Genomic DNA, 23,987 nt, shown 5'->3' on the forward strand with positions numbered 1-23,987 from the left:
CTCTTTGTGCGAAGCAACATTATGCCGAGCAAAAACGTGTGAGCCTTCGTATCAGACGAATGCCATAATCCGCGTTGCTGTTTGGACCCCGCTCCAGCCTTGGCCACCGACAAAGAACTCAACGATTTCCTGCGTGCCGTAGACCGCCGCGCCTTCAAGCGCACGGCCTATCTGGTTCGAGACGACGATTCCGCCCTGGACATCGTGCAGGACGCCATGATCAAGCTGGCCGAGAACTATTTCGACCGCCCTGCGGCCGAATTGCCCCTGCTGTTCCAGCGCATCCTGTCCAACGCGACGATGGACTACTTCCGTCGTCAGAAGACGCGCAACGCGGTCATGACGAATATGTCTGACTTCGAGGGCAGCGATGGCGACGGCGACTTCGACCTGCTCGAGATCCTGGAAACCCGGGACGGCGCCATGGGCGCCCTCAGTGCAGCCGACGAGGTCAGCCGGGCGCAGATCTTGCAGTCCATTGATGCGGAAGTTCAGCAACTCCCAGCGCGTCAACGCGAAGCCTTCCTCCTGCGTTACTGGGAGGAACTGGATGTTGCAGAGACCGCCTCTGTGATGGGTTGCTCGGAGGGCAGTGTCAAAACTCACTGTTCCCGTGCCGTCCACTCGCTGGCGAAGTCGCTCAAGGCCAAGGGGATCACGCTATGAAGTCGCCGCAAAATTTTTCCACCCTCCCTGCCGACCTGGACGCTCGCGTCACACGTTTCGGCCTGCGCATTGCCGCCGGCCTGACCGAGCGCAATGCCTCACTGCCCCACGATGTGTCCGAGCGCCTGCGCTTCGCGCGTGAGCAAGCCTTGGCCCGCGCCGCCCAGGCCCGCGCGGCGCGCACCTCGGTGAGCACCGCCAGCCCCGGCGTGGTGCAGATGGGTTCGACGCTGGCCTTGAGCGGCGGCCCGCGCGGCGCAGACGGCGGCAACGGCCTGTGGGCCAAGCTGGTATCCGCCCTGCCCCTGCTGGCACTGTTGGCCGGCCTGCTGCTGATGCAGCAGGGCCAGATCCACGAACAGATCGTCGCCGCGGCCGAAGTCGACACCGCCTTGCTCAGCGACAACCTGCCGCCCTCCGCCTTCCGCGACCCAGGTTTCGCTGAATTCCTGAGAGATGGTCAAGAATGACCGGATGCCCATGAGTCGAGCCGCGCGGACAGTGTCCGCCCCTCTCCGTCCCCTGATGGCCCTGCTGCTTGTCGCAGCGGGGTTTTCTGCTTTTGCACAGGCCCAGGAAGCGGCCTCGGCGCCTGAGGCAGCAGCAAGCGCGCCAGCGCCGGTGGCAGCGCCGGCCAAGCCGCGTCCCGCGACCACCGTCATGCCGCCGGTCTCCGCGCTGGCCGCCGTGCCGAACTGGCAGTCGCTGACGCCGACCCAGCGCGAGTTGCTCGCCCCGCTGGCCAAGGACTGGGACAAACTCGGCCCCAACCAGCGCAGCAAATGGCTGAACGCGACGCCGCGACTGGCCACGCTGCCGGAACCCGAACTCGCCCGCCTGCATGAGCGCATGCGGGATTGGGCCTATCTGACGCCGGCCGAACGCGTGGATGCCCGGGTCAGTTTCCAGGTCGCCAAGCAGGTGGACGCCGAGGAGCGCCAGGCCAAGTGGGAGGCCTATCAAGCCTTGCCCCCCGAGAAGCGCCAGGAACTGGCCGACAAGGCCGTCGCACGCCGCCAGGCCAAGGCGAGTGCTCCGACGCCCAAACCTCCAGTCGCGGCTGGCCCCAAGTCCAATATCGTGCCGGCCGCGCCCAAGATGGTCACGCCGGTCCCGGTGGCGGGCAGCCTGGTGCAGGCCAAGCCGGGCGCCACGACGGTGCTGATCACGCGCGGCCTCGCCCGCCCCGCCCACCACGCGGCAGGCGAGGCCAAGGTCGTGGCCGACCCATCGCTGGTCGATCCCAAGACACTGCTGCCGAAATCGCTGAAGGCGCCGCCCGCGTCCGCTCCGCGCACATGACGGCGTTGGTCGACACGAACGCCGCGCCCGCGGGCCTGGCGCGACGTTTCGCGGCCTTTCTCTATGAAGGCGTGCTGCTGTTCGGCGTGATCTTCTTCGCCGGCTTTCTGTATTCGGTGCTCACCCGCCAGCAGCATGCCCTCGAGGGCCGGGCGGGGTTGGGTCTCTTCCTTTTCTTTGTACTCGGCCTTTACTTTGTCGGTTTCTGGACCCACTCGGGGCAGACCCTGGCAATGAAGACTTGGCATCTGCGCGTCGTCACCGCGGGCGGCCAGCCTCTGGCCTGGGGCCGCGCGTTGCTGCGTTATCTGCTGAGCTGGCTGTGGTTCCTGCCTGCCCTCGTCAGCGTCTGGGCCCTGGGACTGCATGGCGGCGGAGCCATCGTCGGGAGTCTGGTCGCCGGCATCGCGGCCTATCTGCTGATCGCGCGCCTGCACCCACAGCGGCAATTTCTGCACGATACGATCGCCGGCTCTCGCGTCATCACCCAGCTCCCGCAGCGTTCATGAGCAACCCCCACAAAGGTCGCACCGGCCTTGATCGCGTCATCCATGCCGCCGGCTATTCCTGGGCCGGCCTCAAGGCCGCTTACACGGGCGAGAGCGCCTTTCGCCAGGAGACCTGGCTCTGCATCATTGCCGCGCCACTGGCGTTCTGGCTGGCCAAGACCTGGGAGCAGGCGGCGCTGCTGCTGGGCTCGCTGCTGGTGGTCCTCATCGTCGAGTTGCTGAATTCGGCGATCGAGGCGGTCGTCGACCGCGTGTCCTTCGAGCGGCACGAGCTGTCCAAGCGCGCCAAGGACATCGCCAGCGCCGCTGTGCTGATGGCGCTGGTGCTGGCCGCCGGCATCTGGGGCAGCGCCATCTGGCAGCACCTGCGTTGACGATGTGACACTCGGGCCATGACTTCGGCCCGAGGCTTCCAGTTGCTGTGCTCCGCTATGCCCGGCGTGGAAGTCGTCGCGGCCGACTCGGCCCATGCCTTCGGCCGACACACGCACGACCAGTTCGGCATCGGCCTGATCGAGCGCGGCGCCCAGAAGTCGGCCAGCGGCCGTGGCATGGTCGAGGCGGGCCCGGGCGACATGATCACCGTCAACCCTGGCGAGGTACACGACGGCAAGCCCTTCGACTCAAGCGGCCGGCGCTGGCGCATGCTCTACGTCGATCCGGATCGCGTCCTCGATGCGGCCCAGGACATCGCGCCAACCACCGCCTTCGAGTTCACATCACCGGTCATCCGCGACGCCGTGCTGGTTGCGCGCTTTCGGGCCCTCTTCGAAGCGGCGACGGCCGACGGCGCGCTGCGCTCCGAGACCGCGCTGCTGGCCCTGATCGCCCGGCTGCTGCAGCCCGTGCCAAGCGAGCGCCCCGCCCTCGCCGCTGGCGTTGCCGCGGCCCGCGAACGCATCGATGACGACCCCAGCGCCACGCCCACGCTCGCCGCAATGGCCGCCGACGCAGGACTGAGCCGCTACCAGTTCCTGCGCGCCTTCACCCGCCTCACCGGGCTGCCGCCCCACGCCTATCTGCTGCAGCGCCGCGTTCAACATGCCCGCGGGCTGGTACGGGGCGGCATGGCACTCGTCGATGCCGCCGCCGCCAGTGGTTTTGCCGACCAGAGCCATATGACTCGCTGCTTCGTGCGCAACTTCGGGCTCACACCCGGTTCGTTCTCCGCCACCTGAAATTTCGTTCAAGACCGCGCCCAGGCGACTGCCGCAGCATGGTGCATCCACCCAGGAGCACCTGCATGAACTTCGAATTCCTGACTGTCTCTCTGCTCGTCGTCGCCTCGCCCGGCACCGGCGCGGCCGTGACCATCGCCACCGGCCTGACGCGTGGCACGCGCACCGCGGTCATCGCCGCCTTCGGCTGCACCCTCGGCATCGTGCCCCATATGCTGGCGGCCGTGACGGGCCTGGCCGCCCTGCTGCATGCCAGCGCCCTCGCCTTCGAGACCGTGAAGTTTGCCGGCGTCGCCTACCTGCTCTACATCGCCTGGATGACCTGGCGTGAGCGCGGCGTCATGAAGATCGAGGCCGATGGCGTGGAGCGCTCGAGCTGGCAGGTCATCCAGCACGCCGTGCTCGTGAACCTGCTCAATCCCAAGCTGTCGATGTTCTTCCTGGCTTTCCTGCCGCAGTTCATCGCCAGGAACGAGGCCGCGCCGACGCTGGTCATGCTGCAGCTCTCAAGCATCTTCATGGCCATGACCTTTGCGGTGTTCGCGGTCTACGGCGTCTTTGCGGCACGCATGCGGCAGCATGTGCTCGGCAGCCCGACGGTGATGGCCTGGTTGAGGCGCAGCTTTTCAGCCACCTTCGTGGCGCTGGGGCTGAAGCTGGCGCTGACGCAACGCTGAGGCGCGGCGCATGGCGCCGCGCAGGACCAGGGGCTATGCTGACAGACCACCTGTCGAGGCCGGCCGTGCGAAAAGAGTTCCTGCTGCACTGCTGTTTCGCCGCCTGTGCGCTCAGCGCCGGGGCCGAGCCCCTGCGTCACGTGGAATTCGGGACCCAGCTCTTTCCGCCGTATGTCGTCGAGCTGCAGGAGCGCGCTTCTGGCCCCATGGTCGACGTGCTGAACGCCGCCTGCAGAAGCCTGGGCTGGAATTGCAACGCACGCATCTACCCCTGGCGCCGCGCCGTCGACCTGATGGAGCGGGCCGAAATCGACGGCCTCTTCCCGCTGCTGGACGTCCCCGCCCGCCATGAGCGGATGTGGATGAGCGTGCCAGTGGTCGACGGCCGCTATGTCTTCTTCTCGCGCCGCGGTGTGGACTTCGCCTACCGGGGCCCCGAATCCCTGGCCGGCCACGAGATCGGTGTCTTCGGTCCCTCGGGCACATCGATGACACTGCAGGATCTGGCCGCCGGTGCGCAGGCCAAGGTGAGGCTGGAGCGCGACAACCTCGTCGCGCTGAAGATGCTGGCCGCGGGTCGCTACGGCGAGCGGGGCCTGGTGTTCGCCAACGAACAGGTGGCCCTGTGGCTGTTGGCCAGCAATGCGATGACCGGCCTGCAGTCCTCCGGAGGCGCCAAGGACATCTACTACGTCTTCGGACTGACGCGCCGGCGCGTGTCCGCCGCGGATTCCGCAGCCTTTGACGAGGCGCTCAAGGAACTGTGCCGAACAGGCCAGACGGCCGAGCTGGTCAAACCCTATGGCGTGCCGGCCTCGGCCTGCACGACCGCGCCGGTGCGGCGCTGAGTTTCAGACGGCGGCTTCGTCGGTCTCGCCGGTGCGGATGCGGATGACCTGCTCGACGGGCACGACGAAGATCTTGCCGTCGCCGATCTTGCCGGTCTTGGCCGCCTTCAGGATGGCGTCGATGCAGCGGTCGACCTCATCGTCCTTCACGACGACCTCGACTTTGACCTTGGGCAGGAAGTCGACGACGTACTCGGCACCACGGTAGAGCTCGGTGTGGCCCTTCTGGCGACCGAAGCCCTTGACCTCGGTGACCGTCAGGCCCGAGGCGCCCACCTCGGCCAGCGCCTCGCGGACCTCGTCGAGCTTGAAGGGTTTGATGATGGCGGTGATCTGCTTCATGGGGCGAGGCTCCTGATTTCGTCTGTCGTCGATTTAAGCACGTTCGTCCGGGATGCGGTCCACGTCGGCGAGCCAGACAACGGCTTCGGAATCGCTGGGGGCCCGCCAGTCGCCGCGCGGCGACAGCGAGCCGCCGCTGCCCACCTTGGGCGCATTGGGCACGCAGCTGCGCTTGAACTGGCTGCCCTTGAAAAAACGCTGCACGAAGATGCGCAGCACGCGCTTGATCTCGGCGAGCTGGTAGACCTCGCTCCAGGCGTGGCGAGCCAGGAAGGCGATCTTGGTTGGCGTGTAGCCATGGCGCAGCGTGTAGAACAGATTGAAGTCCTGCAATGCATAGGGCCCCACCGTCGCCTCGGTGCTCTGCAGGCCGCCGGGCACCAGTTCGGGGCTGATCTCGGTGCCGAGGATGTCCAGCAGCACCTGGGTGTCGGTGCCGGCGCCCAGTTGCCCGGTCTCGGCCACCCAGCGCACCAGGTGCTGGATCAGCGTCTTGGGCACGCTGGCATTGACGTTGTAGTGCGACATATGGTCACCCACGCCATAGGTGCACCAACCCAGGGCGAGCTCGGAGAGGTCACCCGTGCCAAGCACCAGGCCGCCGCTGAGGTTGGCCAGTCGGAAAAGATGGCTGGTGCGCTCGCCGGCCTGAACGTTCTCGAAGGTGACGTCGTAGACGGGCTGATCGTCGCGATGCGGGTGGCCGATGTCCTGGAGCATCTGCGCGCAGCTCGGCCGGATATCGATCTCGCGCGCCTCGCAGCCCACGGCCGCCATCAGGCGCAGCGCCTGCTCGCGCGTGCGCTCGCCGGTGGCAAAGCCCGGCATGGTGACGCCGATGATGTTGGTGCGTGGCAGGCCCAGCGCGTCCATGGCGCGCGCCGCCACCAGCAGCGCATGCGTGGAATCCAGTCCGCCCGAGATGCCGACCACGAGCTTCTTGATGCCGCTCGAGGCCAGGCGCTGGGTCAGGCCCTGGACCTGGATGTTGTAGACCTCCTGGCAGCGCTCGTCACGACGGCTGTGGTCGGCCGGCACATAGGGGAAGCGTTCGACGCGGCGCCGCAAGGCCAGCGGCTGGTCACGATCGAGATCCAGCTTGAAGGGGACTTGCCGGAAGGCATTCACCTGCGCCGCATGCAGGCGGACGGAATCGCCGAAGCTCGTCTGCCGCATGCGCTCGCGAGCCAGGCGCTCCAGGTCCACATCCGCCGTCACCCGATGCGAGCCGCGCAGGAAACGTTCGGACTCGACGAGCAGCTCGCCGTTCTCGCAGACGAGGGCCTGGCCATCCCAGGCCAGGTCGGTCGTCGACTCCCCGGCGCCGGCCGACGAATAGACATAGGCCGCCAGGCAGCGCGCCGACTGCTGCGACACCAGCTGGCGCCTGTAGGCGGCCTTGCCGATGACGACGTTGGACGCCGACAGATTGACGAGCACGGTGGCGCCAGCCAGGGCCGCAAAGGAGGACGGCGGGATCGGCGTCCACACGTCTTCGCAGATCTCCACATGCAGGCGCAGCAGCGGCAGGTCCTCGGCGCTGAAAATCTGGCGGCTGCCGAAAGGCACCTGCTGGCCCAGCAGCGCCACGGTGTCGACCGTGGCCTCCTCGCCCGAGCAGAACTGGCGCGCCTCGTAGAACTCGCCATAGTTGGGCAGGAAGGTCTTGGGCACCACGCCGAGGATGCGGCCGCGCAGCAGCACGACGGCGCAGTTGAACAGGCGCTGCTCGACGCGCAGCGGCATGCCGACGATGGCCACCAGGGACAACTCGGCTGTGGCCGCCAGCACCTCGGCCAGCGCCGCCTCGCAGCCGTCGAGCAAGGCGCGCTGCTGGAAGAGGTCGTCGCAGCTGTAGGCCGACAAGCCCAGTTCGGGGAAGGCCATGACGGCCACGCCCTCGGCGGCTGCGTCCTTCAGCAGGGCAATCGTCTGCGCGGCGTTGAACATGGGATCGGCCACGCGGCATTGGGGCACGCCCACGGCGACGCGGGCGAAGTCATGGTTGTAGAGATTGTCGAAACGCATAGGGCATCAGCAAAACCCCAGTCTAGTGCGGCGTTCCCCGCCTGCATTCCAATAGACCGCCATGCCCACCCTCCGCGTCCACGATTCGCCTGCCGACCTGGCGCCCGACGCCTGGAATCGCCTGCTCGCCGCGTCGGCGCGGCCCACGCCTTTCATGCGCCACGAATACCTGCAGGCCCTGCACGACTCGGGTTCGGCTGTGGCCAAGACCGGCTGGCGGCCCAGCTTCCTGAGTGTCTGGGAGAACGGGCAGTTGCTCGCTGCCTGCCCGGCCTATCTGAAGACGCACAGCTATGGCGAATATGTCTTCGACTGGGCCTGGGCCGACGCCTACCACCGCCATGGCCTGAGCTACTACCCCAAGCTGCTGGTGGCCGTACCCTTCACGCCGGTGCCGGGCAGCCGGCTGCTGGCGGTGGACGCGGACGCACGCGCCCTGCTCGCCCAGGCGCTGCGGGCGCTGGCCAAGGAGACCGAGGCATCGTCCCTGCATGTACTGTTCGGCGACGAGGCCGACCAGGCGGCGCTGGCTGCCGCCGGCTGCTCGGCACGGGCCGGCGTGCAGTTTCACTGGACGGCCGAGGGCGACGCCGACTTCGCCGGCTTCCTGGCCCGGCTGCAGCGTGACAAGCGCAAGAAGATCCAGCAGGAACAGCGTCGCGTGCGCGAAGCCGGCGTCGTCTTCGAGGCCGCCACCGGCGCGGACCTGGTGACCGAGGACTGGGACTTCTTCTACCGCTGCTACCAGCAGACCTACCGCGAGCACCACAGCAAGCCCTATCTGAGCCGCGACTTCTTCGCCCGCATGGCAAGCGACATGCCGGACAACTGGCTGTTGTTCACCGCCCGCCGCGACGGTGAGCGCGTGGCGGTGTCACTGCTTGCGCTGGATCCCGAGCGCCGCGCCGCCTTCGGCCGCTACTGGGGCGCCGTGGAGCACATCCCCAACCTGCATTTCGACGCCTGCTACTACCAACCGCTGGCCTGGTGCATCGCCAACGGCTATGAGCGCTTCGAGGGCGGCGCCCAGGGCGAGCACAAGATGGCCCGCGGGCTGATGCCGACGCCCACCGCCTCCAGCCACTGGCTGGCCCATCCGTCGTTTGCCGATGCCGTCAACGACTTCCTCACCCGTGAGGGCGAGGCCATGTCGGGCTATATCGACGAGTTGAATGACCACGCGCCCTTTAAAGCAAAAGACGCCGCGGATGCGGCGTCTTGAGCGGGGGCGGGAAGGATCAGGCCTTGGCGTAGTTGGCCATGCCCTCGGTGATCTCGGACTTGGCCTTCTCCGGGCCTTCCCAGCCCTTGACCTTGACCCACTTGCCCTTCTCCAGGTCCTTGTAGTGCTCGAAGAAGTGCTGGATGGCGGCCAGGCGGGCCGGGTTCACGTCCTCGATCTTCTGCCAGTGGTCGTACATGGGCAGGATCTTGCTGGTGGGCACGGCCAGCAGCTTGGCGTCGCCACCGGCCTCGTCGTCCATCATCAGCACGCCCAGGGGGCGGCAGGTCACGACAACGCCGGGCGTCAGCGCGAAGGGGGTGATGACCAGCACATCGACCGGGTCGCCGTCGTCCGCCAGCGTCCTGGGGATGTACCCGTAGTTGCAGGGGTAGTACATAGGCGTCGTCAGGAAGCGGTCGACGAACAGCGCACCGCTCTCCTTGTCCACCTCGTACTTGATCGGGTCGGCATTCATCGGGATTTCGATGATGACGTTGAACTCGTCGGGCACCTTGGCGCCGGGGGTCACGTTGTGCAGGCTCATGGTCGTTTTAATGGCTAAGGAAAACCCGCATTCTAGGTTTCCCCAACAACGCTGGTAAACGCGCAAGCCCGGGGCCAAACCCGGCCCTTAAGCTCGGCCGCCGAGCCCAGGCATACCCTGCCGCCGGGCCACAGATGACACGCTAAACAGGAGACTTGTACATGTCGACGGAAATGGCGCTGTATTTCGCGCTGGCTTGCGGCCTCGCGGCCGTTCTTTATGGCTTCATACAAAGAAGCTGGATCCTGAGCCAAGACGCGGGCAATCCGCGCATGCAGGAGATCGCCACCGCGATCCAACAAGGCGCCGCGGCCTACCTGGGCCGGCAATACCGCACCATCGGCATGGTGGGTGTCGTGCTCGCCATCGCCATCGCGGCGTCGGGCCTGGGCACGACGACGGCCATCGGCTTCGTCATCGGCGCAGTGCTGTCGGGCATCTGCGGCTTCATCGGCATGAACATCTCGGTGCGCGCCAATGTACGCACCGCCCAGGCCGCCACCAAGGGCATAGGCCCGGCGCTGGACGTGGCCTTCAAGGGCGGTGCCATCACCGGCATGCTGGTGGTGGGCCTGGGCCTGCTGGGCGTGGGTGGCTTCTACATGGCCATCGGCGGCGGGCATGACAGCGCAGCCCTCAAGCCCATGCTGGGCCTGGCCTTCGGCTCGTCCCTGATCTCCATCTTTGCCCGTCTGGGCGGCGGCATCTTCACCAAGGGCGCCGACGTCGGCGCCGACCTGGTGGGCAAGGTCGAAGCCGGCATCCCCGAGGATGACCCGCGCAACCCGGCCGTCATCGCCGACAACGTCGGTGACAACGTCGGCGACTGCGCCGGCATGGCCGCCGACCTGTTCGAGACTTATGCCGTCACGCTGATCGCCGCGATGGCCCTCAGCGCCCTGATGGTGGTGGGCGGCTCGGCCCAAGCCGGCGTCGTCTACCCGCTGGCCCTGGGTGGCGTGTCCATCATCGCCTCCATCATCGGCTGCTACTTCGTCAAGGCCAGCGAGGGCATGAAGAACGTGATGCCGGCTCTCTACAAGGGCCTCATCGTGGCCGGCGTGCTGAGCCTGATCGCCTTCTTCTTCGTCACCAAGGCCATGTTCCCCGGTGACATCGAACTGAGCACCGGCGGCACGACCAATGCGATGGCCCTGTTCGGCGCCTGCACCGTGGGCCTTGTGCTGACGGCCGCCATGGTCTGGATCACCGAGTACTACACCGGCACGCAGTACCACCCGGTGCAGCACGTGGCCCAGGCCTCCACCACCGGCCATGGCACCAACGTCATCGCCGGCCTGGGCGTGTCGATGAAGTCCACCGCCTGGCCGGTGCTCTTCGTCTGCGCGGCCATCTTCGCGGCTTTCAAGCTGGCGGGCCTGTACGGCATTGCCGTCGCGGCGACGTCCATGCTGAGCATGGCCGGCATCATCGTGGCCCTGGACGCCTACGGCCCCATCACCGATAACGCCGGTGGCATTGCCGAGATGGCCGAGCTGCCTGCCGCCGTGCGTGACGTGACCGACCCGCTGGATGCCGTCGGCAACACCACCAAGGCCGTCACCAAGGGCTATGCCATCGGCTCCGCCGGCCTCGCAGCCCTGGTGCTGTTCGCCGACTACACGCACGCGCTGGAAGCGCGCGGCATGCATGTCGCCTTCGACCTGTCCGACTACAAGGTCATCCTCGGCCTGTTCATCGGCGGCCTGATCCCCTATCTGTTCGGCGCCATGGCCATGGAAGCCGTGGGGCGTGCGGCCGGTGCCGTCGTCGTCGAGGTGCGCAAGCAGTTCGCCGACGGGGCCATCATGGCCGGCCAGCGCAAGCCCGACTACAGCGCCGCGGTCGACATGCTGACCACCGCTGCGATCAAGGAAATGGTCGTGCCGTCGCTGCTGCCCGTGGCTGCGCCCATCATCGTCGGCCTGACGCTGGGCCCCGCGGCCCTGGGCGGCCTGCTGATGGGCACCATCGTCACCGGCCTCTTCGTGGGCATCTCGATGTGCACCGGCGGCGGCGCCTGGGACAACGCCAAGAAGCTGATCGAAGAAGGCTTCACCGATGACAAGGGCGTCGTGCACCGCAAGGGCGGCGAGGCGCACAAGGCCGCCGTCACCGGCGACACCGTGGGCGACCCCTACAAGGACACCGCCGGCCCGGCCGTCAACCCGCTGATCAAGATCATCAACATCGTGGCCTTGCTGATCGTGCCGCTGCTGCCGCTGCCTGCGGGCAGCAAGGCGCCCGAGCCCGCGGCGGCCACGGCCGTCGTGGCGGCGCCGGCCGCCAGCATGGCGGAGATGCCTGCCTCGGCGGCATCGCAGTAAAGCTCGCGTAAACCCGGCAATTAACGGCCCGTTCGCGGGCCGTTCCTACGTCCGGGCACGGCAGAATCGCAACTCATGGCGAGCATGGCGATCACCCGGCACGAACTGACGCGGCGACGCGAGCAATTGCAGGACCTGCAGCGCTATCTCGTCGTGTTGGAGGCCGACCACGACGGCGCCCGCGCCAAGCTGCTGGGCTTTCGCCAGCGCTACCTCGAGGCCCTCGGGCCGCTGATGCGCGAGCTCGATGAACTCGAGGCCCAGCTCCACCAGGCCACCGCCCTGCTGTCAGAGGCATTGAAGCGTCAGGGTGTCGACGCGCCGGTCACGAACACGCCTGGCGCCAAGGCCTGGCCCGACATCCCCGCCCTGCCCGAAGCGACGCCGCTGCCCCCCGAGCCCACCGGCCCGACCATGGACCTGCCGCCGCCCAGCCTGAAGACGCTGTATCGGCGCGCGGCCATGCGCTTTCACCCCGACCTGGCGCCCTCCGGCCCGGAGCGCGAGGTCTGCGAGCAGCGCATGATGATCGTCAACGAGGCCTATGCGAACAGCGACCGCGCCAGGCTGGAAAGCCTGCTGCTGGCCGCTGGCGAGGCGCCGGAGAAGGTCATTGGCGGCCCCGCAGACGCCGTGCGCGCCTGGCTGGGCCTGTGCGAGCACATGGTGCAGGGCCGCATCCGCATCGTGCAGGCGCAGACGGCCCTGCTGCACAACCTGCAGATGCACCAGCTGCGCGTCGCCATCGAGCGCGCCGAGGCCGGCGGCATGAAGCCGCTGGACATCATGGCCGCGCGGCTGCGCGCCCAGATCACCGAGCGCCGCCAGGAGCTCTATATCGGGGAGCGCCTGCAGCCCGACTCGGACCTGGCCGCGAGCTTCATCAGGCAGCGCCAGGCCCGCATCGGCGGCCGCTGAGCCTGACCTCCCGCATGAGGCGGGAGGCGCTTTCCCACTCAGCGCTCGTCGTTCTGGGTCTGCGGGTCGGCGCTGGGGTAGAAGTTCACCATGTCGCCTGCATCGTTCACCTGGACAAACAGCAGGACCACGCCGCGCGTGGTGTAGTTGTTGGGGCCCCAGGGGATGACGACGCCATCCACCCAGACGTCGCCCGCCTGCGCGCGGGTGGCCGGCAGATAGTTGTAGGGGTTCATGGTCGGGTCGTTGCCCACGGTCTTCGCCGCGGCGCCGACCAGACGCAGGCTCTCACCATCCACGACCGCTTCGGTGAAGTTGATGGCCAGTTCGCCGGCCTGCCCGGTGGGCGTCGACGTGGTGAGGAGGGCGTCGGGCGGCACCTGCAGGCCGTTGCCGTCGACATAGGTGCATTGCGAAAGACCGCCGGCAGTGCTGGTGACGGTGACGGTATAGGGGGGAACAAAGGTCGGCACGGAAACTCCTTGGGCTGGGAATGGAAAGGCGCTGGACGGCCAGCGCGAGGTCAGGAATCACGTTGATGCTGCAGCCAGGCCTGAGCGGCCTGCCAGTCGGACCGCTCGCCGGCTCGCGGGTCCAGGCAGCTCTGCACCTGCAGCCATCGCTGCGTCAGTTCTGCATGGGATTGCGACCAGCCGGCGCGAAGCTGCAGCAGCCCCTGGGCGCGGCCACAGGCGGCCTGCCGGTCCGATGCATCGGCCGCTTCAGGTCGCGCCTTGAGCAACTGCAACCGCACGGCGGCATTCAAGGTTTGCAGGGGTGTGGCTTCGGGGCGGCTGGCAATCACCGCGTCCAGCCGCTGCTCAGCCCGCGACAGGGCCTGCCTCCAGGCGCTGCAGTCCGCCGGAGCACATCCAGGCCCCACCATCATTTCAACCAGGGCCACCCAGAGCGGCAACCAGTTCTCCAGAGGCGGCTTGCCGGGGCGCAGGCCATCCAGGGTCTGAAGCAGCAAGCCGGCCTGGCGGACGCGTGCGGCAGGCGTCAGATCGCGCCGCTGCGCCAGCAGATCCGCCTCGATATCCAGGGCGAGCACGGCCCAGCTGATATTGGCCGGATCGCCGCGGCTCAGTTGGTCCGCCGCGGCCTTGGCCCGCGTCAGTGTCGGCATGGCGTTCCGGCCCGCCCCGAGCTGGGAACGGCTCAGCTGGGACAGCAGGCTCGCTTCCCGCTTCAGCCATTCCAGGTCTGCCGGATGCTGCAGGCGCAAGGACCGGACGCGAGACAGCGCACGCTCGAAGGTCTGCGCGGAGCCTTCGTAGCGGCCCGTCTGCTGCAGCAGACGGCCGATCCAGCTGACGGTGTCGCTCCAGTCACTCTGCAGACTCGCATCGTCGGGCCGCCCCTCCAGCACCGACTCCTTCAGCGCCAGCGAGTGCCGGAAAGCCTGCTCCGCCTCGGCGAACTGGCCCCGCCCCAGGCGCAGGCTGCCCAGGCTGTTCTCGGCATAGGACAGTTCGAGCTGCGCGTCCGCGTCCTTCGCGTCCACCTGCAACCACTTCGCGCTCACATCACGGTAGCGGGTCCAATGCTGCTCGGCCTTGTCCAGTTGGCGCTGGCGGAAGAACACCTCACCCTGCCAGAACGCGGCGGCGCCCTGCGCCTTGCGCCAGGCCGCCGTCATGTCAGCGTTCGGCGGATCGCCCTGCAGCAGCTCGGTGGCCGACTCCAGCGGCTCCAGCGCGGCCTCGAGCTCGCGTTTGGACACCCTCACTTCGCCAATCACGGTCAAGGCCTTGGCGCGCTGCAGCCGGTCGGCCGGGCTCAGCGTGCCGCCGCCGTCCAGCACCTTCAGCGCCTTGCCACCCACGCTGTCCAGCAGCTCCAGGCGGCCGATGGGGCGCAGCTTGTCGGCGAACTCCCCCAGCATGAAACTGAGCACATCCTCGGCCTGCTGGCGGCGGGCCTGGGCCTGCTGCTCGGCCTGTTCGGCCCGGTGGGCTTGCAACAGACTGGTCGTCGTCAGGGCGAGCAAGGCACCCACGGCCAGACCACCGGCCGCCACGGCCCCGCGGTGGCGGCGCACGAAACGGCCCAGCACATAAAGGCGGCTGTCCGGGCGCGCCCGGATGGGCTCGTGGTCCAGCCAGCGCTGCAGGTCCTCGGCCAGGGCCTGCGCGTTGGCATAGCGTTCAGCCGGCGTCTTCTTCAAGGCCTTGGCGACGATGGTGTCGAGGTCGCCACGCAGGCGCCGGGCCTGGCTCGCGATGACCGTGTCGTCCTGGCTGGCCGCCACATCCGACAAGCGCTTGGGCACCTGCTCGACGACGGCCTTGAGCCGGTCCAGCTGGGTCTGGGTGTCGTCTGCGGTGGGGTGATGGCCGCCCAGCAGCAGATACAGCAGCACGCCCAGGGCATAGACGTCGGTGGCCGTCGTCACGTCGGCCTGCTGCACCTGCTCGGGCGCCGCGAACTGCGGCGTGAAGGCGCTGCCGGCGCGCTGGGTCAGTTCGGTGGCGGCGGCGCCTTCGCTGGCCTGGGTCGCGTCGGCCAGCAGCTTGGCGATGCCGAAGTCCAGCAGCTTCACATCGCCGTCGCGCGTGACGAGGATGTTGCTGGGCTTGAGGTCGCGGTGCAGGATCAGCCTCGCATGAGCGTGCGCCACGGCAGCCAGCACGTCCAGGAACAGGCGCACGCGGGCTTCGACGTCGAGCTGATGCTGGCGGCAGTAGACGTCGATGGGTTGGCCGTCCACATACTCCAGCACCAGATAGGGCTGCTGGCCCTCGTGCACACCGGCGTCCAGCAACCGGGCGATATGCGGGTGGGACAGCCGCGCCAGGATCTCGCCCTCGCGCGCGAACCGGCCCGCATCGCCGCGCCCGAACAGGCCGGCCATCAGGAACTTGACGGCCACCTGACCTTCGAAGCGGCCATCGGCGCGGCGCGCCAGCCAGACCGTGCCCATGCCGCCCTGGCCGAGCTGACGCTCCAGCAGATAGGGGCCGATGGCCTGACCGGCCAGATCGGGCGGTGGCGAGGTGTCGTCGGGTACCGAGGCCAGCGCCTCCTGCCATTGGGCGACCACGGGCTCGCTCAGGAAGCCCTGGCTCTGCAGCTCGCGCGCCCGCGCCAGCATCCGCCCCAGCTGCTCGGCCGCCTCGGGGTCTTCCAGCTGCAGCTGGGCCAGGCGCTCTTCACGCTCGGCATAGGACAGATCCAGCAGCTCGTCCAGCAGGGGGCTCAGCGCCAGCCAGCGTTGCCTGTCCATGGATCAGGCGGCCAAGCTCAAGGAGAGGAAGAGGCGCGCCTTCTGCCAGTCGCGCTGCACGGTGCGTTCGGTCACGCCCAGGGCCTCGGCGATCTCCGGCTCCCGCAGGCCGGCGAAGTAGCGCATCTCGACGACCTGGGCCAGGCGGGGCTCGAGCTGGGCCAGTTCGTCCAGGGCCTCGTGCACGCGCAGCACATCCTCGTCACCCTGCGGTAGCTGGTCGGCCAGCACGGTGTCCAGCGTCAGATGGGCCTCACCGCCGCCGCGCCGCTCCGCTCGGCGGGCGCGCACCAGGTCGACGACAACCGAGCGCATGGCCTGGGCGGCGTAGGCGAGGAAGTGGCGCCGGTCCGGGAACTCGGCGCCTGGGGTGCCAGCCACGCGCAACCAGGCCTCGTGCACCAGGGCCGTCGTGTCCAGCAGGGTCAGATGACCCGCGTCGCGGACATGGCGGCGCGCCAGGCGCTGCAAGTCCACATAGAGCTGTGCCACCACCTGGTCGGCGGCGGCGCGATCGCCCAGCCGGGCGGCCTGCAGCAATTGGGTGATGGCTTGCACGGCCGGACTCTAACGGCTTGTAACGCCGGCTCGTGGGCTGGTGAAGGGCCCCCGGGCCGGCTGGCGACAAATATTTTTGCGTCCCGATGTCGGGTTTGTCGGACCGCCACCGTTTTGATGGATGAGGAGCGACGGCCAAGCGGGGCCAGGGAGCCGGCTCAAGCCGGGGCCGCGCCGCCGCCGCGCCTCAACCTTCCACGCCAACCCACCCACCGACGCCATGTCCCAAGCCCCCCAGCTCGTCAACAACCTCCCTGCTTCCGAGCGTGCCGGCATGTACACGCAGCTGCCACAGGCTGACTCGACCGCCGCCTTCGGCCTGCGCGTGTCGCGCCAGTTCGCGCAATGCCGCCGCAAGGGTGAACAGCTCGCCCTGCTGTGGCTGGAGATCGAACTGCGGACTCGCCCCGACAACAGCCTGGGCCCGGCCGAGCGCGACCACCTGATGCAGACCGTCAGCCTGCGCCTGCGCAACCGCGTGCGCGGCGCGGACGAGGTGGTGCATATGGGCGAGCAATGCTTTGCGGTGCTGCTGGTGGCCGCCGGCGCGGCGGAGGCGGGGCTGGTCGAGCAGCGGCTGCGGCAGGCGCTCCGGGGCGCTTATGGCGTCGACGGCCGGCTGATGCAGGTGGGTGTGCGCCTGGGGACGGCGGTCTATCCGCAGGCCGGGCGCAATGGTGCCGAGCTGGCGGAAGCGGCGCGCGCCAATCTGCCGGAGGCGGGTGGCGACTGAGCGCCTTGCCTTACACCTCCAGCCACTCCTTGCGGATGTAGGCGTTGGCGCGCAGGTCGGCCGGCGTGCCCTCGAAGACGATGCGGCCGTGCCCCATCACATAGCAGCGCTCGGAGATCTCCATTGCGATGGCCAGCTTCTGCTCGACCAGCAGCACCGCAATGCCGCGGTTCTTCAGCTCCTTGAGGTACTCCGCCACCAGCTCGACGATCTTGGGTGCCAGGCCCTCGGTGGGCTCGTCGATCATGATGAGGTCGGGGTCGCCCATCAGGGTGCGGCACAGCGTCAGCATCTGCTGCTCGCCGCCGGACAGCACGCCAGCCTCGGTGTGCTGGCGCTCCTTGAGCCGCGGGAACATCTTGTACATGTCCTCGAAGCTCCAACGCGGGGTCTTGTTCCTGGTCTTCTCGCCCAGCATCAGGTTCTGGTGCACCGTCAGCTTGGGGAAGATGTCGCGGTTCTCGGGCACATAGCCGATGCCCTGATGGGCGATCTCGTAGGCCTTGCGGCCCACCAGTTCCTGCTCACCCCACTGCACCGAGCCCTTGGCGTCGACCTGGCCCATGATGGTCTTGACGGTGGTGGAGCGGCCGGCGCCGTTGCGGCCCAGCAGGCTGACGATCTCACCGGGTTTCACCTCCATGCTGACGCCGTGCAGCACATGGCTCTTGCCATAGAAGGCATGGACGTTGTCCAGCTTCAGGAGTCTGCCTTCGCTCATGCTGCCGCCGCCTGTGTTTCTGCGAGCACGGAGCCCAGATAGGCCTCCTGCACCCGCGCATTCGCGCGCACCGCATCCGGCGTGTCGAAGGCAATGACCTCGCCATAGACCAGCACTGCGATCTTGTCGGCCAGGCCGAAGACGACGCCCATGTCGTGCTCCACCGTCAGCAGGGTCTTGCCCACCGTCACGTCGCGGATCAGCTGAATGAAGCGCTTGGTCTCGCTCTTGCTCATGCCGGCCGTGGGCTCGTCCAGCAGGATGACGCTGGAGCCGCCGGCAATGGTGATGCCGATCTCCAGCGCCCGTGCCTCGGCATAGGTCAGGTTCATGGCCAGCACGTCGCGGCGCTTGTCGAGCTTGATCATCTCCAGGATCTGCTCGGTGCGGTCGTTGGCGTCGTCCAGGTCGGCCAGGAACTTCCAGAAGGCGTAGCGGTGGCCCAGGCTCCACAGCACGGCGCAGCGGATGTTCTCGAACACCGACAGCCGCGTGAACAGGTTGGAGACCTGGAAGCTGCGCGACAGGCCCTGGCGATTGATCTCGAAGGGCTTCTTGCCGTCGATGCGCTGGCCATGCAGATGGATCTCGCCCGAGGTCGGCGCGAAGCGGCCGCTGATCAGGTTGAACAGCGTGCTCTTGCCGGCACCGTTGGGGCCGATGATGGCGACGCGCTCGCCGGCCTGCACGGCCAGGTTGGCGCCGCGGATGATCTCGCTCTTGCCGAAGCTCTTGCGCACGTCGCGCAACTCAAGCGCGTGGCTCACAGGGCTTCCCTCCGCTTGATTTCCTTCTCGATGTCTTCCTGGATCTCGCCCCACTCGTGCACGTACTGGCGGCGCACCAGTTCGAAGAGCGCAACCCCGATGACGATGAGGAAGCCGGCGCCGAACCAGGCGTCCAGGCCGGCGCTGTTCAGGGTGGCGCCCATGAACCTCAGCTCCGGGCCCAGGGCCTCGTTGAGCTGGCGGTGGTAGACCATCTCGATCATGGTTGCCGCGCCGATCAGGGCCGCCAGGGCCGTGCCGGCCAGCGCAAGATACGAGGTCCAGAGCTTCTTGAACTTGCCAAAGGCCGCGACGCGCAGATTCATCAGGATCAGGCTCGCGAAGCCACCCGGCGCGTACATGACCATGAAAAGGAAGATCAGGCCCAGGTAGAGAAGCCAGGCCTTGGTCAGCTCCGACAGCAGCACGCCGCAGAAGACCATCAGCACCGCACCGATGATGGGGCCGAAGAAGAAGGTCGCACCGCCGAGGAAGGTGAACAGCAGATAGGCCCCGGAGCGCGACGCATGCAGCACCTCGCCGTTGACGATCTCGGTGTTGATGGCGCCCAGGCCGCCCGCGATGCCGGCGAAGAAGCCCGAGATCGTGAAGGCCATGAAGCGCACCCAGTGGGTGTTGTAGCCGACGAACTCGACGCGCTCGGGGTTGTCGCGCACCGCGTTCAGCATGCGGCCCAGCGGCGTGCGCGTCAGCGCGAACATGGCCGCCGTGCAGATGAAGCAGTAGATGGCGACGAGGTAATAGACCTGGATCTGCGGCCCGAAGCTGATGCCCATCAGCGGCTTGCCGATGACGCGGTTGCTGGACACGCCGCCCTCGCCGCCCGAGAACTCCGGCAGCATCAGCGCCAGCGCGAAGACCAGCTCGCCGATGCCCAGGGTGATCATCGCGAAGGGCGTACCGGCCTTCTTGGTCGACACATAGCCCAGGATGGCCGCAAACACCAGGCCGGCCAGGCCGCCCACCAGCGGAATCAGGCTGACCGGCACACCCAGGGTCCCCGCGCCGGCCATGTTCAGCGCATGGATGGCCAGGAAGGCGCCCATGCCGCTGTAGACGGCATGGCCAAAGCTCAGCATGCCGCCCTGGCCGAGCAGGATGTTGTAGGCCAGGCAGGCGATGACGCCGATGCCCATCTGCGTGAGCATGGTCTGGGCCAGGCCACTGGTCCAGATGCGCGGCGCGACGAAGAGGATGAGGGCGAACAAGCCCCAGACGATCCAGCGCCCGACGTTATGGGGCTTGAAATGGAATTCCTTGGCCTGGCTCATCAGTCCTCCCGGGTTCCCAAGAGGCCCTTGGGCCGGAAGATCAGGATCAGCACCATCAGCAGATAGGGCAGGATCTGGGCAACGTCCTTCAGCGCCAGGCGCAGCACCGGGTAGCCGGGCGTTTCCGGCGTGACGGTGAAGCCCATCGACGTCAGCGCGGAGGCGAGCGAGGCGTCCACCGTCAGCGGCAGCGTCTGCAGCAGGCCGATGACGAGAGAGCCGACAAAGGCGCCGGCCAGCGAGCCGATGCCACCGACCACCACCACCACGAAGATGATGGAGCCGACGATGATGGCCATGTTCGGTTCGGTGACGAAGGTGATGCCACCGATGACGCCGGCCAGCGCCGCCAGCGCGCAGCCGCTGCCGAACACCAGCATCAGCACGCGCGGCACGTTGTGCCCCAGGGCTTCAACCATCTCGGGGTGGGTCAGCGCGGCCTGGATGACGAGGCCGACGCGGGTGCGCGTCAGCAGCAGCCACAGGGCCAGCAGCATCAAGAGGGCCACCAGCATCATGAAGGCCCGCGTCAGCGGGAAGGTGGAGCACAACGCCGCGGCGCAGAGCTCGGGCGCGGCCTTGCCCAGCGCAAAGGACATGCCCTGGCCCGGCGTCGAGATGATGGTGAAGGCCGAACCCTGCAGCACCTCGGGCGGCGTGAAGGGCACGGCCGTGCGCCCCCAGATCAGCTGCACCAACTCCAGGATCACATAGGACAGGCCGAAGGTGATCAAGAGCTCGGGCACATGGCCGAACTTGTGCACCCGCCGCAGCGCCAGGCGCTCGAAGCCCGCGCCCAGCATGCCGACCGCGATCGGCGCCAGCAGCAAGGCCGGCCAGAAGCCGAGGATGCCGACCAGGGTGTAGGCGATATAGGCGCCCACCATGTAGAAGCTGGCGTGCGCGAAGTTCAGCACGCCCATCATGCTGAAGATCAGCGTCAGGCCCGAGCTCAGCATGAAGAGCAGCAGGCCGGACGACAGGCCGTTCAGCAGATTGATGAAGACTTGATCCAAGGCGGTGGCCGGCAAAGTCAGGAGGATCGCGCCACCGCTCGCGAGCGGGGCGCGGTCGAGTCAGGCACCCAGGGGCTCAGGGCCTCTTCATCTGGCAGGACGTCGGCGTCGACGACACATAGCTGTCGTACATCTTCACTGGCGCCAGCGTCATGCCCGTCTTCTCGGGGCTGTAGGGGTATTTGGCATCGGCCTTCTGCCAGACCGAGATGAACAGCGGCTGCTGCAGCTGGTGGTCGGTCTTGCGCATCGTCACTTCGCCGTTGAAGCTCTTGACGCTCAGGCCTTCCATGGCCGCGGCGACCTTGACCGGGTCGGTGGACTTGGCATTGGCCATGGCCTGGCTCAGCAGCGTGTAGATGTGCTGCACGCTCAGCGTGTACATGTCGTCGTTGAACTTCTTGTTGTATTCCTCGGCATCCTTCTGCGCCTGGCCACCCATGTTGTAGTGGCTGTAGGCCACCTGGAAGACGCGGCCCGCGCCGCCCGTGCCCAGCGCCGTCGGCGTGCCCGAAACGCCGGTGTAGTAGGTGAAGAACTTGCCGTTGTAGCCGGCCTCGTTGGCGGCCTTGACGAGCAGGGCCAGGTCCGAGCCCCAGTTGCCGGTGATGACGGTGTCGGCGCCGCTGGCCTTGATCTTGGCGACATAGGGCGCGAAGTCGCGCACCTGGGCCAGCGGGTGCAGGTCCTCGCCGACGATCTGCACGTCGGGGCGCTTGCGGCCCAGCATCTCCTTGGCGTACTTGGCGACCTGGTGGCCGTGGGCGTAGTTCTGGTTGAGCAGATAGACCTTCTTGACGTCGGCCTGGTCCTTCATGAAGGTGGTCAGGGCTTCCATCTTCATCGACGTGTCGGCGTCGAAGCGGAAGTGCCAGTAGCTGCACTTGCTGTTGGTCAGGTCGGGGTCCACCGCCGAGTAGTTCAGGTAGACGATTTCCTTGCCCGGGTTGCGCTCGTTGTGCTTGGCCACGGCATCGCTCAGGGCCAGCGCGACGCTGGAGCCGTTGCCCTGCATGATGTAGCGGATGCCCTGGTCGGCCGCGGCCTTCAGCAGGTTCAGCGACTCGGCGGGGCTGAGCTTGTTGTCGAAGGTGACGATCTCGAACTTCACGCCGGCCGGGTTGCTCTTGTTGAACTTCTCGCCGAGGAACTGGAAGGTCTTGACCTGGTTCTGGCCCACCGGGCCCATCAGGCCGGAGAGCGCGTCGATGTAGGCCAGCTTGACTGTCTCGCCCTTCTGCGCATGGGCGGCACCGGCCGTCAAGGCCAGCACGGCAACGGCCGTCAATGCGCGCGGCAGGCGGCGGACTTGGGCCGAAGTGATGTCGAACATGCTTGTCTCCTGTTGTGGCTCTGAATGTGAACGAAAGTTAATCCAGCCCGGCTGCCATGCAGTCCCGTGCTTACCCCAGACGACGGCTCAAGCCGTCGGCAGCACGTGACTCAGGAACTGCTCGCGCAGCTTGAGCTTCTGCACCTTGCCGGTGGCCGTGTGCGGAATCTCGGTGACGAAGACGATGTCGTCGGGAATCTGCCACTTGGCGATGCGGCCCTCGTAGAAGGCCAGCAATTCCTCGCGCGTGACGGTCGCCTCGGGCTTCTTCACGACGACCAGCAGCGGCCTCTCGTCCCACTTGGGATGCCTGGCGGCAATGACGGCGGCCTCGTGCACGGCCGGGTGAGCCATGGCGATGTTCTCGAGGTCGATGGAGGAGATCCACTCGCCGCCGGACTTGATGACGTCCTTGCTGCGATCGGTGATCTGCATGAAGCCGTCGGCGTCGATGGTGGCGACGTCGCCGGTCGGGAACCAGCCGGGCTCGCCATCCACGCTGACCAGCGGCGACTCGTCGTGGTTGAAGTAGCGGGAGATGACCCAGTGGCCGCGCACGACGAGGTTGCCCGAGCTCTGGCCGTCCCAGGGCAGGGAGCGACCCTCGTCGTCGATGATGGCCATGTCCACGCCGTAGACGACGCGGCCCTGCTTCTCCAGCAGGCGCTGCTGGGCTTCGGCCGGGAGGTCGAGCTGGCGCGTCGTCAGCTTGGACAAGGTGCCCAGCGGCGACATCTCCGTCATGCCCCAGGCATGGATGACCTCGACGCCATAGTCCTGCTGCAGCGACTTCATCATCGCCGGCGGGCAGGCCGAGCCGCCGATGACGGTGCGCTTGAAGGTCGAGAACTTGAGGTTGTTGGCCTTGACGTAGTTCAACAGGCCCAGCCAGACGGTGGGAACGCCGGCGCTGAAGTTGACCTTCTCGCTCTCGAACAGCTCGTACAGGCTCTTGCCGTCCAGATGCGGGCCAGGCAGCACGAACTTGCAGCCGACGATGGCCGCGCTGTAGGGCAGGCCCCAGGCGTTCACATGGAACATCGGCACGACGGGCAGGATGACGTCGCGGCTGGAGCAGTCCATCGCGTCCGGCAGGGCTGCTGCGTAGGCATGCAGCACCGTGGAGCGATGGCTGTAGACGGCCCCCTTGGGGTTGCCGGTGGTGCCGGACGTGTAACAGATGCTGGAGGCGGTGTTCTCGTCGAACTGCGGCCAGACGTAGTCGCCGGTCTCGGCAGCCAGCAGGTCCTCGAAGCACAGCAGATTGGGGATGGCCGTGTTCGCCGGCATGTGGGCGCGCGAACTCATCAGCACAAAGTGCTTCACCGTCTTCAGCGCCGGCGCGATCTTTTCGACCAGGGGCAGGAAGGTCGCGTCAAAGCACAGCACGCGGTCTTCGGCGTCGTTGGCGATCCAGACGATCTGCTCGGGGAAGAGGCGCGGGTTGATGGTGTGGCAGACCAGGCCCGAGCCCGAGCTGCCGTAGTAGATCTCCATGTGGCGGTGGCCGTTCCACGCCAGCGTCGCGATGCGGTCGCCGGGCTGGCAACCCAGGCGCGCGAAGGCCTGCGCGGCCTGGCGCGAACGGCGCGCCACCTCGCGCCAATTGCTGCGGTGCAGGTCGCCCTCGACCCGCTTGCTGACGATCTCGGTCTCGCCCGAATGCCGCTCGGCGTGCTTCAGCAGCGACGAGATCAGCAGCGGATCCGACATCATCCGGCCCATCAATGCCATGGTTGTCTCCTGGCGGTCTTATCGACCCAGTCTAGTCGCC

General features: G+C 67.4%; 24 protein-coding genes. 12 read left to right on the forward strand and 12 right to left on the reverse strand.

The window, feature by feature from the left end:
* Positions 1 to 99: 99 nt before the first annotated feature.
* The 8 genes from J2X20_RS05425 (at position 100) to J2X20_RS05460 (ending at position 5,180) form a co-directional block, all read left to right on the forward strand.
* Positions 100 to 666, forward strand: coding sequence for an RNA polymerase sigma factor (locus tag J2X20_RS05425; RefSeq protein WP_310261920.1), 567 nt, complete (start codon positions 100 to 102; stop codon positions 664 to 666).
* Complete coding sequence (locus J2X20_RS05430) at positions 663 to 1,136, forward strand: DUF3619 family protein (RefSeq protein ID WP_310261924.1); 474 nt, start codon at positions 663 to 665, stop codon at positions 1,134 to 1,136. Before J2X20_RS05425 ends, J2X20_RS05430 begins: the two co-directional genes overlap by 4 nt.
* A 55-nt stretch (positions 1,137 to 1,191) precedes the next feature.
* A complete protein-coding gene (locus J2X20_RS05435) occupies positions 1,192 to 1,968 on the forward strand; it encodes a DUF3106 domain-containing protein (RefSeq protein WP_310261927.1) in 777 nt (258 codons plus the stop codon).
* Positions 1,965 to 2,477: an RDD family protein gene (locus J2X20_RS05440; protein ID WP_310261929.1), complete on the forward strand. Its 513-nt coding sequence runs from the start codon at positions 1,965 to 1,967 to the stop codon at positions 2,475 to 2,477. Before J2X20_RS05435 ends, J2X20_RS05440 begins: the two co-directional genes overlap by 4 nt.
* Positions 2,474 to 2,851: a diacylglycerol kinase gene (locus tag J2X20_RS05445; protein WP_310261931.1), complete on the forward strand. Its 378-nt coding sequence runs from the start codon at positions 2,474 to 2,476 to the stop codon at positions 2,849 to 2,851. The genes J2X20_RS05440 and J2X20_RS05445 overlap by 4 nt, the downstream gene beginning before the upstream one ends.
* Before the next feature lie 18 nt (positions 2,852 to 2,869).
* Positions 2,870 to 3,655 carry an AraC family transcriptional regulator gene (locus J2X20_RS05450; RefSeq protein ID WP_310261933.1) on the forward strand — a complete coding sequence of 262 codons (786 nt, stop codon included), beginning with the start codon at positions 2,870 to 2,872 and terminating at the stop codon, positions 3,653 to 3,655.
* Positions 3,656 to 3,720: 65 nt separating this feature from the next.
* On the forward strand, positions 3,721 to 4,332 hold the full coding sequence (locus J2X20_RS05455; protein ID WP_310261936.1) for a LysE family translocator: 612 nt from the start codon (positions 3,721 to 3,723) through the stop codon (positions 4,330 to 4,332).
* 65 nt (positions 4,333 to 4,397) lie between these two features.
* Positions 4,398 to 5,180 (forward strand): substrate-binding periplasmic protein, encoded by a 783-nt coding sequence (locus tag J2X20_RS05460; protein ID WP_310261940.1) that lies wholly within the window; start codon positions 4,398 to 4,400, stop codon positions 5,178 to 5,180.
* Between the two features lie 3 nt (positions 5,181 to 5,183).
* Here the strand turns inward: J2X20_RS05460 and J2X20_RS05465 are convergent, their stop codons facing one another.
* Together J2X20_RS05465 and J2X20_RS05470 are read right to left on the reverse strand one after the other, a co-directional pair.
* Complete coding sequence (locus J2X20_RS05465; RefSeq protein WP_268151514.1) at positions 5,184 to 5,522, reverse strand: P-II family nitrogen regulator; 339 nt, start codon at positions 5,520 to 5,522, stop codon at positions 5,184 to 5,186.
* A 33-nt stretch (positions 5,523 to 5,555) separates the two neighbouring features.
* A complete protein-coding gene (locus J2X20_RS05470) occupies positions 5,556 to 7,550 on the reverse strand; it encodes an NAD(+) synthase (RefSeq protein WP_310261943.1) in 1,995 nt (664 codons plus the stop codon).
* Between the two features lie 61 nt (positions 7,551 to 7,611).
* Here J2X20_RS05470 and J2X20_RS05475 point away from each other — a divergent pair, with 61 nt between their 5' ends.
* The gene (locus tag J2X20_RS05475) at positions 7,612 to 8,772 is read left to right on the forward strand and encodes a GNAT family N-acetyltransferase (protein WP_310261946.1); all 1,161 of its coding nucleotides are present in this window, start codon (positions 7,612 to 7,614) and stop codon (positions 8,770 to 8,772) included.
* 16 nt (positions 8,773 to 8,788) lie between these two features.
* Here J2X20_RS05475 and ppa read toward each other — a convergent pair whose 3' ends face one another.
* Positions 8,789 to 9,319, reverse strand: a complete 531-nt coding sequence (gene ppa, locus J2X20_RS05480) for an inorganic diphosphatase (RefSeq protein ID WP_310261949.1) — start codon at positions 9,317 to 9,319, stop codon at positions 8,789 to 8,791.
* A 161-nt stretch (positions 9,320 to 9,480) separates the two neighbouring features.
* On the opposite strand from ppa, the gene J2X20_RS05485 reads away from it, so the two are divergent.
* Together J2X20_RS05485 and J2X20_RS05490 are read left to right on the forward strand one after the other, a co-directional pair.
* Positions 9,481 to 11,646, forward strand: coding sequence for a sodium-translocating pyrophosphatase (locus J2X20_RS05485; protein WP_310261951.1), 2,166 nt, complete (start codon positions 9,481 to 9,483; stop codon positions 11,644 to 11,646).
* 75 nt (positions 11,647 to 11,721) lie between these two features.
* The gene (locus tag J2X20_RS05490) at positions 11,722 to 12,564 is read left to right on the forward strand and encodes a J domain-containing protein (RefSeq protein WP_310261954.1); all 843 of its coding nucleotides are present in this window, start codon (positions 11,722 to 11,724) and stop codon (positions 12,562 to 12,564) included.
* Positions 12,565 to 12,602: 38 nt separating this feature from the next.
* Here the strand turns inward: J2X20_RS05490 and J2X20_RS05495 are convergent, their stop codons facing one another.
* From J2X20_RS05495 to J2X20_RS05505, 3 genes are read right to left on the reverse strand one after another with little or no spacing between them, the layout of a single operon-like run.
* The gene (locus J2X20_RS05495) at positions 12,603 to 13,037 is read right to left on the reverse strand and encodes a hypothetical protein (RefSeq protein ID WP_310261957.1); all 435 of its coding nucleotides are present in this window, start codon (positions 13,035 to 13,037) and stop codon (positions 12,603 to 12,605) included.
* Between the two features lie 50 nt (positions 13,038 to 13,087).
* Positions 13,088 to 15,793, reverse strand: a complete 2,706-nt coding sequence (locus tag J2X20_RS05500; protein WP_310261959.1) for a protein kinase domain-containing protein — start codon at positions 15,791 to 15,793, stop codon at positions 13,088 to 13,090.
* 3 nt (positions 15,794 to 15,796) lie between these two features.
* Positions 15,797 to 16,351: an ECF-type sigma factor gene (locus J2X20_RS05505; protein WP_310261962.1), complete on the reverse strand. Its 555-nt coding sequence runs from the start codon at positions 16,349 to 16,351 to the stop codon at positions 15,797 to 15,799.
* A gap of 220 nt (positions 16,352 to 16,571) precedes the next feature.
* Here J2X20_RS05505 and J2X20_RS05510 point away from each other — a divergent pair, with 220 nt between their 5' ends.
* Positions 16,572 to 17,084: a diguanylate cyclase domain-containing protein gene (locus J2X20_RS05510; protein ID WP_310261964.1), complete on the forward strand. Its 513-nt coding sequence runs from the start codon at positions 16,572 to 16,574 to the stop codon at positions 17,082 to 17,084.
* A 10-nt stretch (positions 17,085 to 17,094) separates the two neighbouring features.
* Here J2X20_RS05510 and J2X20_RS05515 read toward each other — a convergent pair whose 3' ends face one another.
* The 6 genes from J2X20_RS05515 to J2X20_RS05540 form a co-directional block, all read right to left on the reverse strand.
* Positions 17,095 to 17,805 carry an ABC transporter ATP-binding protein gene (locus J2X20_RS05515; RefSeq protein WP_310261967.1) on the reverse strand — a complete coding sequence of 237 codons (711 nt, stop codon included), beginning with the start codon at positions 17,803 to 17,805 and terminating at the stop codon, positions 17,095 to 17,097.
* Positions 17,802 to 18,572 carry an ABC transporter ATP-binding protein gene (locus J2X20_RS05520; RefSeq protein ID WP_310261970.1) on the reverse strand — a complete coding sequence of 257 codons (771 nt, stop codon included), beginning with the start codon at positions 18,570 to 18,572 and terminating at the stop codon, positions 17,802 to 17,804. The genes J2X20_RS05515 and J2X20_RS05520 overlap by 4 nt, the downstream gene beginning before the upstream one ends.
* Complete coding sequence (locus J2X20_RS05525; RefSeq protein WP_310261973.1) at positions 18,569 to 19,864, reverse strand: branched-chain amino acid ABC transporter permease; 1,296 nt, start codon at positions 19,862 to 19,864, stop codon at positions 18,569 to 18,571. Before J2X20_RS05525 ends, J2X20_RS05520 begins: the two co-directional genes overlap by 4 nt.
* Positions 19,864 to 20,823 carry a branched-chain amino acid ABC transporter permease gene (locus tag J2X20_RS05530; protein ID WP_409034155.1) on the reverse strand — a complete coding sequence of 320 codons (960 nt, stop codon included), beginning with the start codon at positions 20,821 to 20,823 and terminating at the stop codon, positions 19,864 to 19,866. Before J2X20_RS05530 ends, J2X20_RS05525 begins: the two co-directional genes overlap by 1 nt.
* A gap of 133 nt (positions 20,824 to 20,956) precedes the next feature.
* The gene (locus J2X20_RS05535) at positions 20,957 to 22,213 is read right to left on the reverse strand and encodes a branched-chain amino acid ABC transporter substrate-binding protein (RefSeq protein WP_310261979.1); all 1,257 of its coding nucleotides are present in this window, start codon (positions 22,211 to 22,213) and stop codon (positions 20,957 to 20,959) included.
* An 87-nt stretch (positions 22,214 to 22,300) separates the two neighbouring features.
* The gene (locus J2X20_RS05540) at positions 22,301 to 23,947 is read right to left on the reverse strand and encodes a 3-(methylthio)propionyl-CoA ligase (protein WP_310261981.1); all 1,647 of its coding nucleotides are present in this window, start codon (positions 23,945 to 23,947) and stop codon (positions 22,301 to 22,303) included.
* Positions 23,948 to 23,987: the final 40 nt, after the last annotated feature.

The sequence above is a fragment of the Roseateles saccharophilus genome (genome assembly GCF_031458095.1).
Lineage (GTDB): Bacteria > Pseudomonadota > Gammaproteobacteria > Burkholderiales > Burkholderiaceae_C > Pelomonas > Pelomonas saccharophila_A.